The sequence below is a fragment of the Polynucleobacter sp. AP-Latsch-80-C2 genome, assembly GCF_018882185.1.
Lineage (GTDB): Bacteria > Pseudomonadota > Gammaproteobacteria > Burkholderiales > Burkholderiaceae > Polynucleobacter.
In genome coordinates, this window is record NZ_JACVOY010000013.1 from 1 (window position 1) to 12,916 (window position 12,916).

The window sequence follows — 12,916 nt, forward strand, 5'->3', positions numbered from 1 at the left end:
CAAGGCAAAGAATGGCTCGATATTGCCTTTAAGATACCCGGGGCAGTAAGCCCTAAGGCATTGGGTATTGCTCCAGATGATCGCCTATTGGGTATTGGGCTTAAGAGTGTGGTTTTTGAGTAGGGGCAAGAGGGAGAGCGGCCCCATATAAAATTAGGCTATAGATTTAGCACCCATTTAAGGAATCATAGATTTAATGCCTAGGACCAATAGCACTGTCATAGCAAACCTTAACTGGTCCTTTATTGCGCTGGCCATTTTTTGTGTTGCTGCCTATTTGCCCCTCATTATGAACGGTGGAATCATCGTTGATGACTGGGGAGACATTGCCCATAATCTTGATTGTGATGGCTTTTTTCATTGCTATCAAAGCTGGTTTCCTTTGTTTTCCAATAGGCCTTTGGCCCCCCTGCCAATTACTATAAGCACATTTATATTCGGAACTTTTTTTCCCGGCTATTTAATATTAAATACAGTAACTTACCTACTGGCCATTTTTCTAACTCGAAGAGTGATTTCTCGCTTAGTAGGAAATGGCCCATCTATTGTCTTTGCACTCTTTGCAGCTATTCCATTTATTGCAATGCCTGTCATTGCCTCCCCCATCAACCAGCTAACAGCAACGGCTTCATTTCTATTGTGGGCTTTATCCCTTAATGAGTTAAATAATTTCGTAAACTCCTCACACAAAAAATCATATGTTTTAACTTATGTCTATTTGTTGATAGCATTTTTAACCTATGAAGTAATTTTGCCTTTGTTGGTTTTTACAATCCTTCTACCATTCATCATCAATCCAAATACACTTCGAAAAAATTGGTTTAACTATTTCATTCGATTTGTTTTGCCTATTGCCGCCGTTTTAGCGATTATTGTTCTATGGCAAAAAGGTATCGCGCCCCAATTTATGGAGGTGGACTCCCGTTTGAAGCTTAATCCTCAACAAATGCTTGCTAAGCTGCATACCTGGGGACATGTTTTTTTTGCTCAAATCCCCAATCTATTTATAAAATCCACAAGTTATGTAAAACCAAGCTATTTCATCTTGTGCACGATCTCCATGCTGACTATTTTCCTTGGATTTTTTAAATCCCAAGTGAGCAAAAAAACAGGTGTGGCTTTAAGATTTTTAGTGGTGAGTACGTTATGCTTTTTAGCTTCCTCAAGCATCTTCATACTCTCAAATGAATCGGCTAACTCCTGGGGATACCAAGCACGTGGGCTCTCTTCCACCTGGTTTTCATTAAGCATTCTTTTGGGCAGCCTATGCAGTCTTGTGGCCCTGAGAAAAATCCTAATTCTTCCGCTGATTATTGTTTTTGGGGCTATGAGTACCCTTTCCTTTGCAATTCAAAGAGATAACTATATTGAGTCTTGGAAGATTCAAATGATCATCATTAGCGACGTACTGAATTTAATTGAACGGGAAAATGCCCCCAATAAAATAGTTGTCATTGGAGATGTTCCTAAATTTTTAATCCCAAATTACAACGACGAAATCATCTTTAGTCAACCTTGGGATTTTGGTGGGGCTCTCGCTTTATTCTCGAATGGAAAAGTTAAAGATGGTGCTGTTATTGATTCAAAAAGACAAGACTTTAATCGACTTCTGATAAGAAATAATGATATTGAAATTAATGGATGGTGGAAAACAGGCGCGGATAACCTCTGGTTATATGAGTTTAATTACGCCCAACAAAAAGGGGTCCTATCAAAAATAGAAAGCATTAATTCCTTTGATGAAAAAATGCGTGCCCTAGGCTATAGAACCATCCCATAGATAGCGCCGGGAACTTTATGAAAGCGCTACTGCCCCCACATTACAGACCAGATATAGATGGCCTAAGAGCTATTGCAGTACTTTCGGTAGTTCTTTTCCATGCGTTTCCCAATGGACTTCCAGGTGGATTCATTGGGGTAGATATCTTTTTTGTGATATCAGGCTATCTCATCTCAAGCATCATATTTAGAAAAATTGAAAGTGGTACCTTTAGCTTTTTAGATTTTTATGGTCATCGGATACGACGCATCTTTCCATCGCTATTTCTAGTCTTAGTCTGCGCCCTCATTTTTGGTTGGTTTGCATTACTGGCTGATGAATATCGGCAACTAGGAATTCATACCGCTGCAAGTGGATTTTTTGTAGAAAATCTATTGCTATGGTCTGAATCAGGATATTTTGACAACAGCTCTGAAACAAAGATATTGCTTCATCTTTGGAGCCTTGGCATTGAAGAGCAGTTTTATATTATTTGGCCAGTTCTTCTATGGGTCTCATACAAAGCTAAATGGAATTTTTTAGCGATAACCGTACTTATTGGCGCCTGTTCTTTTGCCCTCAATATTTTTCAAGCAAATATTGCGTTTAATTCTGTAGCAGATTTCTATTCCCCACAAACGCGTTTTTGGGAACTGCTAATGGGCGCATGCCTAGCCTATTTAGGATTAAATGAATCTAAAAAAATCTCATTATTAACAAAAAATATTATCTCCATCGCGGGCTTATTACTAATAGCAGCTGGTTTTTTTGTTATTAATAAAAAAATAAACTTTCCTGGATGGTGGGCGCTAATACCCACCATTGGGGCGGTACTCATCATTGCCTCCGGCTCAAAAGCAATCATTAATAAGTTGATCCTATCAAATCGACTGTTAGTTTGGATTGGTCTTATCAGTTACCCGCTATATCTATGGCACTGGCCATTGCTCTCATTCGCAAGAATAATGGAGGGGGGAACACCGCCTCACTTTGTTCGAGCTCTAATAGTTCTCACCTCATTCTTGCTAGCGTATTTAAGCTATCGTTTTGTGGAAATCCCTATCCGTTTTGGCAAATACCAACAACAGAAAGCTTTAGCACTTATACTTCTCTTGCTTATCATTTCGTCTATGGGGCTTTATACGGGAATCAGAAATGGGTTTGAGGATAGGGCCTCAATCTCAAGTGCCAAAGCTATCAATTCACAATTCGTAGGATCTATGTGGAAATACTCCACAAATGATGCATGTCAGAAACAATATCCCTTTGCGCCAGCTAAAAATTATGCGTGGTGGTTTTGCGTAGCAAATACAGATAAGCCACCAACTCTGCTTGTATTGGGTAGTAGCTATGCCAATCAACTATATCCGGGAATCGTTGAAAATCAGCGGCTAAAGCATCATAGCGTTTTATCAATTGGGGCCTGCTCTGCGCAGTGGTTAGAACCCCCCCCAAGTAAAAAGGGAGACGAATCTCCGCATCCATGTGGAGCGATTAAAGCTTATGAACAGCAAGTCTTTATTAATCAAATTATTCAGAATGAAAAGTCTTTACGCTATATCATCATAGGCGGCCTGAATGATGAATCAGCTAATGAAGAAAGCTATGCAGCTCTAAAAAAACGAATCGATTTTTTAGAAGCCAATAATACGAGAGTCATCCTGTTTGCACCTCATATTTACCATAGCTATGATATTAAGTCGTGCTTTTCACGACCACTCATCAAAACTAAAAATGACTGCAATTTTCCTTACTCAGAATACATAGAGAGAACAAGCCAATTCAATCAATTGATCTCCAAAATCAATATAACTAATCCAAAGGTTCTTGGATTCAACCAGAATGACTTATTTTGCAAAGATCAAAGCTGCTCATTTATTATTAACGGCATGCCAGCATTTAGAGATGAGGACCATCATCTATCGGAATATGCGAGTAAGCTGCTATTTGAGGCATACTTTATTCCCTGGGCTAAAAATAACTTACCTGAAATGCTTAATATCCCGTAAGAAATCTTATTTCATCTCTACTTTATGAGATTTGAGGGGAAAATTAAATTCAGAAAATTGAATCTTGAAGGCCTGCTTCCAAGCCCAAGCTTTATTCTCCGGATAAATAGCAAATGACTCAACCTCATTTGGAGCCAAAATCTTAGGATCCAAGAATAAGGAACTGAACTCGACAGAATTTTCAATGAGGGGGGAAAGGATAAACCCTGTCTTAGCCATGCTGGGAATAATCCTGTAGTTCCTGACTGCACCACTCTTAAGATATACCATCATCCTCAGTTCACTTGATTTAAAAAAGATGTTTAGCAGCCTTCCTGAAAGAGTTGGTTCAATATCCAACTGCATATAAACCAATCCATTATTTTTAGGGGGAATTACTTTTTTTCCAATTACATACTCACCAACTAATAAAAGACGTCTACTATCAACGGCATTAATGCCTTTATTCCTTTTTAGAAAAATAAAATCATCTATCTCCTTTATAGGGTGGTAGTTTGATAGCAAAATCTGCCAGCTTAGTCCATCATCAAGACTTGGATAACGATCATCAATGGTTGACACTTGAAAAATAATATTTTCTGGTGCATTGCTTCCCAATAGATAGTTATAGTTTCTTGTTGCTAAAGCGGGGTTATAAGCTGCATAACTTTGAAAAATGGGGCGAGGTTGCCAATCATACCCATTACTAATTAACTTAGCCTGATTGATTGGAATGCTATCCACAGATCCATGCAAGTCCGGAAAGCCTGAGCGTGATTTAATTTGAGTCAGAGAATGCTCATACTCTAGAGTGTACCGATCCTCCGTTTGATAGCGAGTCACTAGGCCCACTAGACCATCTTCATAAGTATTAGTTAAATAAGTAATGGCACCTGTTAGCGTCAAATAATGAAATCCTATAAAAAATGCACAAATCATAGACGCTACGGTACTTAGCTTTAAATTTTGAATTGGGGCCACTAGCACAAGGAGTAGGCTCGCATAAAGTAGCGCATTTGCAGAAATTAATGCATGGGCATCATGTCTAACAAATCCACTCTTAAATGAAATAAAGAGATAAATGAGATAGACGCAACCTAAATACAACCTCAATACCTTAGAAGAATCAATTTTAGAAATAGTAACGAGCAGTACTAACGACACTAAAAGATATGCAAAAATTTCTGAAATATCCCCAGAAATCATCATGGCCTCGCTGTAGCCAGAGATGATCTCACTCATGGACAGAAAGTAGCCCGGTAAATTAACCAGAGATTGCCCTGAATAGCCCCAAAAAAAGAAAGTAGACATGAGAATTGCAATGAAAACCGCAACTCCAGTAAGCCATTTTTTATAGTAAAAAAGGATGGCAATTGAGCAAAAAGCAACAATAAAGTACAGGACGAAAAGGGTCCCCTTAATTAGAGGATAAAGCCCAAAAGCACTAAATAATATTGCTGTAAATATAGTTAATTGATTTTTTTCAGTAGTAGTCTTTAAAACAACAGGGGCAGTTTTAAAAGTAAATATTGCGACTAATAACGCATATGACAGCAATAGAGCATCAGGAGATATGCTTAAAAATAAGGTCGCGGCAACGAGAATCGCCACTACATACCATACACATTCTCTTGCTAGATATAGCGCTGCCCCCATATAAAGAATGGCAAGATATGCAGCTCCGAACATCATTAGATCATCAGTGGCGGGATAGTATCCCTTAGAATAAATCGAAGCAAAAGGGCCGAATGTAAACATAAAGTCCCTACCAAACACCCAGCCCTTAGAGACTGCATAATTCACACCCAAAATCCAAGATGGATCAAGTGGATTAGCATCGGAAGGCATCCCTGGTTTAAATGGGATAAAGACGAATAAAACCGTTATCATAAAAAAAAGTTGAAAAAACAACTTCAAGTTTATGAAAGAATAATTAGTGTTTAAATGCTGTTTTAGCATGCAATAATTTCTTCAAGCCTTAAGACCAAATTTGATTGAGTCATTATATTTTTAATATATGATCAATCGCCAAGATTTGTTATAATTTCTTCAATCACTACCGATTAATTTTTATAATACATGACATAAATGCTTGGCCTAACGTTGAAGAGCCTAAATAATCGATTTTATAAGCTGACTTTTTTTGTTCTAGCACTTGGCTTATTAAATACGTTTCTTTTTTACCTCTTTGGTGGATTTAATACTCCATTCCCAATATTGCACGACAACGCATTTTTAGGGCTTCCTACGCGTTTTCTTATTTCAGCTTCATTAAGATCAGGTATTTTCCCGCTTTGGGATCCCTATATTGGAGCAGGAGTTCCTCTGCATTCAATTTACACATCCATCGGGCTCTCACCAATTATCTGGGCTCTATCCCTTCTAAGAAAATATGACACTGTTCTATTTGTCCTAGAAATACTTGTACTGAACTTCCTTGGATTTACTGGAATGTGGCTGTGGCTTAAAACCAGATCCTCAACCTTTATTGCATATTTAGGTGCTTTAAGCTACTCCCTAAGCCCTTATCTGCTATTTCAAGCCAAAATTAATTTAGAGGCCATGGGTTCTGCAGTTGCAATCCCATGGATTTGTCTTGGGGCGTATCAAATCTCAAAACAAAATTCAATTGGAGTTGCAGTACTTGCTGGAGGGCTGGGGCTTGCATTTACGTCTGGCTATTTAGGTACAAATTTATTGATGCTTGAACTATTGGGAATCTGGGCATTATTGCTTATATGTATTCACCACCTTTCATTGGCAGGATTTGATTCAAATAAATCTCCAGGAAATGGATGGATTCCTATAGTTTATTTTTTAACCTCATTAGCTCTTTGTGCGCTCTTGCTATGCATACCAATAACAGAAACTCTTATTAATCTTGGTTTAGATTTTTTTACCAAAAGGAATGTTGACCCGTTTACAGCCGCCATACAGCTTGAATCTCTTAAAAATCTTTTTGATAACAGAGTCAATCCATTCATAGCAGATCCATTTGGAGGTCATGATGTAATGCTATACGTGCCATCAATTTTGATAGGCGGTCTTATCTATGCACTATTTAAACCAAATAGGGTAATGATTGCTGCCCTACTTGCTTTTGCCGTCACTTTAATGGCATGCCTTTCAAAGGAATATGCAGTAGCGAAATTTCTGGTGGGTTTGTTGTCAGGTTTCAAAGAAATCCGCTTTCATGCATGGCTTTCCATTTTATTAGTCTTCTTATTAATCACCATAGGATCGCTGGGATTGTCCAAGCTCTACCAAGATTCACAATATAGTCCCAAAGAATATAAGTCGGCAATACTGATAACTATCATCATCATTATCGCAACCTATTTCACTCAAGCTGATAGGGATTGGAAGTACCTTTCTATAACAGCACTTATTTCAATCACATCTCTCATTTCATTTCAAAAGATTGCAAATAGCTCCAAGCCTACAAGGCTTTTACTATCTATATGCATAGTTTTTTTATCCCTATCCCAAATATATCTAGCTAGCATTAGATGGGATCTAGAGGGATTCAACACAAGATTCGGAGTACAAGCTAATGCAATTCAACAAAGGCAAAGGGAAGCCATTAAAAATGCTTTGCCTGCCTTTACGATTCCGCCAAATTCTAGAGATCTATTCCCGGAATATCCAGATTCAGAAAATGAGCATTATTCTAAAAGACCACTTATCGAAGGATATTTGCCGCAAAGGAACCCTGCGATCACTAAACTCATCGCCGAAGGTCAGATGGAGATCTTAAAATATTATGCAATCACGTCTGATGGCAAGCCGATTCGATATGAGTTAACTTCGTTAACCCCAAACCAACTCAAGATAAAACTTTTAGGGGATTTAGGGAATCAATCCATTGTTATCACGACACCCTATTCGCCCAATTGGAGAGGGTATGATCAAAATCACAAGCCCTTAGAAATTCAAAAAAATAAATTGGGGCTTATGGAAATTTCCTCAGTAAATGGAGTGCACTTGATTTCCATGGAATATGAGCCAAAATGGCTAAAATTTATGCTGTCATTCACTATATTATCTTGGGCTTTCATATTAATTTGGCCCCTCTACAAAATCTTGAGACCTAATGCTGTCTCTAGAAAACAATGACTACTCTTCAAAGTTAATTCTTTCGCGCTCCACAACAATAGGGCGGTTTTTTACGTAGGAGTGAATAGATCCAATATATTCCCCTAGAATTCCAATAAAAATAAAGAGTAAGCTAAATAGTAAAAATATACCAATAACAATTGGAGCCATCCCCACTGGGAAAGAATACCAATTGAGTAATTTCATGATGGTGTAAAAAATAGCGACTAATAAACTCATAAATCCAATCACAATGCCACAAATACTAGCCAATCTTATGGGGACTAGCGAGTGGCTAACAATACCCAGCATGGCGATATCATATAAAGTATAAAAATTATTTTTAGATATACCTCGCTCACGTCTAGGCTGCAAAAAAGGAATTGTCTTTATTGGAAATCCTAATTCGCAAATGAGCCCACGAAGATAGGGATAGGGATCAGAAATTTTCCGAACTTGATCTAATACTTTTTTGTCATACAGACCAAATCCCGTGGCATCCTTTACCAAATCAATATTGGCAATGCCATCTAAAATCTGATAGTACAAGCGACGTAATTTATGTACAAAAAAATTCGTCTTACTTCGTGGCTTCACTGCTAAGACCACCTTCCAGCCGAGTTCCCACTGAGAAATAAACTGAGGAATTAGCTCGGGAGGATCCTGGAGATCTGAAGCCAATGCAATCGTAGCATCACCGCTTGTTTGCATTATCCCCCAGTAAGGAGAGCGAATATGCCCAAAATTACGGGTATTAACAATAATTTTGACTCGTCGATCCGTTGAGGCCAAAAAGATTAATTTTTGTACCGTCTGGTCCTCGCTAGCATTATCAATAAAGACAAATTCAAATTGGTATTGAATTATTTTATCAACAGTCTCGCAAATACGACGATAAAGCTCATCAACATTTTCTTCCTCGTTATAGCAAGGAATGGAGAGACTAATTAATGAAGCCATTTGTGAAGTCCTTAGCTTTAAACAAAGCTTAATATTGAGTAATTAAGTGATTGTAGCCAATGAAATTGGGCATGTCCTGCTGATAAGAGAATTTATATTCTGAATTTTCCACTTCTCTGCCAATAAAACGTTTAAGACTACATGGCAAGCCTAGAAGGCTATGATTTATTTAATAGCAGCGATAACTCTTTTTTAATGCCATCCAAAGATGAATATTGGGGTTTATATCCAAAATGGGATGCTGAATGATTCTCGGAATAATAAAAGGGCTTTAGCCCAGTAGCATTAGTATCTGATGCATTATCTGAAATTTGATATTTCAATCCAAAGCTCGACTCCATTACGCGCAATAAAGTAGCCTTATCAATTGGCTCCTTACTATAAGCATCGACGGCGCAGTTAATAGCAGGAAATTCGATAATTTTGAACACCAATTGATAAAAATCAAGGGGATGTAAGTAATCTCGAACCATAGGATCAGAGGAAGTTGTCAATATGATGCTATTAGCTATGGATTGAGCGGCCTGAGTCATAAAATAAGCTGCGCTCATATCTTGTGTATGGCTAAAGTAGTTAAAGATTCGTATATCTACAATTGCCAGCTGAGGATCAGCCCTATGACGTGCTTCTGCATACATCTTAGAAATCCCGTACCAATCACGATGATTTATTTGGTTTAACTGTAGCACTGAAGCCATAGCAGCATTAGCTGGCTCCTTAAAATCAGAAAGATATGCCGCCCCACTACTCATAAAAATGTAACGGCATTGGGCATACTTACGCAAATACTTTATCGCAAGTTGATCATATTGCTCAGTGATTTCGAAAATGGCTGAACCCAACTTTAAAGCCTTTGCAGGGTCACCAACTCCCACAAAATTTATAATGGCGTCATATGGCGAAGCAGTCTCAAACTCTGCATAATCTTTAGAGCTATAGCGGCCTGATAGACCATTTCCTCCAAGCCAATGTTCAACTGTTTTTGCTACTCTTGAGAAGAGAATAAGCTCATCGTTACCGAAATTCGAGCTGCTAAGAACAAAGTCTTTTGCAATCTGACTTGTTCCTCCAAAAATAGCGATTCGCATAGAGTTAACTAAAGCCTATCGATTGGACAAAGCAAAGCGATGCGAATACCAACGCCAAGTTTTATCTAGCGCCTGTTCTAGAGAGCAAGTCTGATTTACATTTAAGGACTTTTGAATTGCCTGCAAATTAGGGTAAAAATCATCCGTATGATTTGATTTGGCCAAACCGCTATTTGTATTAAAACTTAAACGGGGCTTTAAAGAAGTTTTCATACAAATTAAATCAATTAAATCTGTATGCGATATTGGCTGTGAGGCACCTAAGTTGTAAATACCGCCATTCTGCCCTTTGATTAAAGCCACCAATACCCAACAGGCCACATCAGATCCATATAAATAGCTACGTCGTGCACTACCATCTCCGTGGATGCGAATTTCTCGACCTGTCACTGCATCTTGCATAAAGCTATTTAATGCCCATGGTCGGTCTAAATCCTGATAAGGGCCGATAAAGGTGAAGGGCCGAATAATACCAATTGGTATGCGAAACTGACTACGGTAAATGGAGGCGAGACTTTCTGCAGCACGTTTTGAGTCAGCATAGACATTATGAAGTTTGCCAACTTCCGATGAAAAATGATCAGATTCTAAAATTGATTTACCTTGATTAGAATTACCGACTACGAGGCCCGAGCTCACAACAAGCAATTTCTCCAATCCACTGAGCTGATTTGCGGCATCAAGAGTATTCGCAGTCCCAAGCACAGTAGTTTGATGGACCCGTAGTGGATCAGAAGAGTGAATACGGTTATCAGGAATTCCAGCAGCATGAATCACAAAATGCGTTTCTTTTTGAAATTCAAAAGGTGAACGAACATCTTGGGTTCTCAGAAAAATATCTGGGCGAGAGCTTAGATGAGGATATTTCTTGGCCCATCCCGTAGTATTTCGCGCATAGAGATCCAATATAACCTTAAGGCTATATTCATCATTAAGGGCACTCACCATTTCTGCAATCCAGGTACCCATAAACCCAGTGCCTCCAGTCACAGCAATGCGCTTTGCTTTAAGCTGAGTTCGGAGTTCAGGTTGATTTACCGCCGCAGCCAAACAATCATTGCGTAACTCTGTAAGCATATTTACTGCTAAATCTTGGGAGGTCATTTCCTAGCTCCGCTTCTCTTGCGCACTTGCCAATTGTTTTGCAACTTCTAAAATAAGGCTTTCTTGACCTGCTACGGCATTGCGCCTGCCAAGCTCGAAGAAAATATCTCTAGGATCTACTTTATATTCCTGAGCGATCGCACCTACTTGCTTAGAAAAGCCGGAAAAAACGCCAGCCAACCCACTCACTATTGAAATGGGCGAGCTAAAAGGGGCTACTGGATTAAATTCTTTTTCAGCAATACTTGCCGCATCTAAAATTTTATATAAATCAATTCCAGTCTCATAGCCTAAGCGCCCAAGAACGGCAACTAACACCTCTAATTGGGTATTCCCTGCGCCTGCTCCAAAGCCACGAATACTGCCATCTAAAATGCTTGCGCCAGCATTAACGGCTGCAATTGAATTGCTTACCGCCATCCCTAAATTATTATGCCCATGAAATCCTACTGGGATATTGAGGCCATCTACCAAAGTTATGATTCTCTCGGTGACATCGCTAGGAAAATATGCTCCTGCAGAATCCATAATCACAATAGCTTCAGCCCCATAGGACTCCATCTTTTTTGCCTCCTCGAGCAATACCTCAGGAGATGCCATATGACTCATCATCAAAACGCCATACGCCTCTTTACCTGCGTTCCTAGCATAAGCAATATGACGCGCAGTAATATCTGCCTCAGTGCAATGTGAGCCCACGCGAAAAATATCAACCCCCAAATCTACTGCTCGAGCTAAGTCATTTTTAATAGTACAAAATCCTGGAATGACGTGAATGGCCATTCGAGTATTCTTCAAATTTTCGCGGGAAACAAACAAAATTTCTTCGTCGTTTAATTTGCACTCACCTACCAACATAGATGAAGCGCCCAAACCATTGCCATGCCCTACTTCAACAACAGGCACGCCGGCTGCTTCAGCGGCCTGGCAATAAGAAATAAAGTTTTGTCTAGTTAATTGGTGCCGAATGGCATGATTGCCATCGCGCAGCGTGGGATCAGAAATTAATATTCGCTTATTCATGCATCAACCTCAAAGATTTTTTGATTTGGCAATCAATTCAGCCATGGAAATAGCGGCACAATTAATAATATCTAGATTACCAGCATACTGCGGAAGATAATCCCCCATTCCAATTACTTTAATTGTCGTAAAAATACGATCGCCATCAATTGTTGGCTCAACGATTAATTTATACCCTGGAACGTATTGGCAAATTTTATTAACCATGCTCGAGACAGCCACTTGAATACGATCAATATCCGGATTAAGCACCTTAGCATATATGGTGGTTTGCATATCAATTGGAGGAGTAGCGGGATTCAAAATGAGAATGGCTTTTGTTTTCTTGGCGCCAGTAAATTTTTTTAATGCCGCCTCAGTCGTCTCTACATACTCATCCAAGTTATGTCGAGTTGCCGGCCCAGCACTCCGAGAAGCAATGCTAGATGCTACTTCAATATATTCAATTTCTTTATGTACTTGAGAAATCGCATAAGCAATTGGAATTGAAGCTTGGCCACCACAGGTAATCATATTGATATTTTTCGACCCTTGACTTGCGCACTCATCTGCATTGATGGCAGGTACACAAAGCTCGCCTAATTTTGCGGGAGTCATATCTATGACTATTTTTCCTAACTTTTCTAATGCCGTCCAATGTTCGATGTGCGCCTGAGCTGAGGTGCAATCAAATACCAGATCACAAATTTCTGGTTGGTTAATAATGGCCTCAATGCCACGATCAGAAATGGTAACCCCCAACCCATTGGCGCGCTTCATGCCCAAAGAATTGAGATTTCTACCGGCAAATAAAGTGCATTCAATAAATTCCGAGCGAGTCGATTTAACTAAAAGATCCGTTCCGATATTGCCAGAACCAATAATTGCAATCTTTAATTTTTTAGGAGATTTCACATCAA

At 39.0% G+C, this 12,916-nt stretch carries 9 protein-coding genes; 3 read left to right on the forward strand and 6 right to left on the reverse strand.

What is annotated here, in order from left to right; all coding sequences use genetic code 11:
- The first annotated feature begins 196 nt into the window (after window positions 1–196).
- A complete protein-coding gene (locus ICN47_RS11655) occupies window positions 197–1,780 on the forward strand; it encodes a hypothetical protein (protein WP_216220111.1) in 1,584 nt (527 codons plus the stop codon).
- Window positions 1,781–1,797: 17 nt separating this feature from the next.
- Window positions 1,798–3,768: an acyltransferase family protein gene (locus tag ICN47_RS11660; protein ID WP_216220112.1), complete on the forward strand. Its 1,971-nt coding sequence runs from the start codon at window positions 1,798–1,800 to the stop codon at window positions 3,766–3,768.
- Between the two features lie 6 nt (window positions 3,769–3,774).
- Here the strand turns inward: ICN47_RS11660 and ICN47_RS11665 are convergent, their stop codons facing one another.
- Entirely contained in the window at window positions 3,775–5,706 is a 1,932-nt protein-coding gene (locus tag ICN47_RS11665; RefSeq protein ID WP_216220113.1) for a hypothetical protein, read from the reverse strand.
- Between the two features lie 129 nt (window positions 5,707–5,835).
- Between ICN47_RS11665 and ICN47_RS11670 the strand changes: the two genes are divergently transcribed.
- Window positions 5,836–7,863, forward strand: a complete 2,028-nt coding sequence (locus ICN47_RS11670) for a hypothetical protein (RefSeq protein WP_216220114.1) — start codon at window positions 5,836–5,838, stop codon at window positions 7,861–7,863.
- Here ICN47_RS11670 and ICN47_RS11675 read toward each other — a convergent pair whose 3' ends face one another.
- From ICN47_RS11675 to ICN47_RS11695, 5 genes are all read right to left on the reverse strand, one after another.
- On the reverse strand, window positions 7,864–8,802 hold the full coding sequence (locus ICN47_RS11675; RefSeq protein ID WP_216220115.1) for a glycosyltransferase family 2 protein: 939 nt from the start codon (window positions 8,800–8,802) through the stop codon (window positions 7,864–7,866).
- A gap of 158 nt (window positions 8,803–8,960) precedes the next feature.
- A complete protein-coding gene (locus ICN47_RS11680; RefSeq protein WP_216220116.1) occupies window positions 8,961–9,890 on the reverse strand; it encodes an NAD-dependent epimerase/dehydratase family protein in 930 nt (309 codons plus the stop codon).
- A gap of 15 nt (window positions 9,891–9,905) precedes the next feature.
- Entirely contained in the window at window positions 9,906–10,994 is a 1,089-nt protein-coding gene (locus ICN47_RS11685; RefSeq protein ID WP_255539010.1) for an NAD(P)-dependent oxidoreductase, read from the reverse strand.
- Between the two features lie 3 nt (window positions 10,995–10,997).
- Entirely contained in the window at window positions 10,998–12,017 is a 1,020-nt protein-coding gene (dmpG, locus tag ICN47_RS11690) for a 4-hydroxy-2-oxovalerate aldolase (RefSeq protein ID WP_216220117.1), read from the reverse strand.
- Window positions 12,018–12,026: 9 nt separating this feature from the next.
- Entirely contained in the window at window positions 12,027–12,911 is an 885-nt protein-coding gene (locus ICN47_RS11695) for an acetaldehyde dehydrogenase (acetylating) (RefSeq protein WP_216220149.1), read from the reverse strand.
- Window positions 12,912–12,916: the final 5 nt, after the last annotated feature.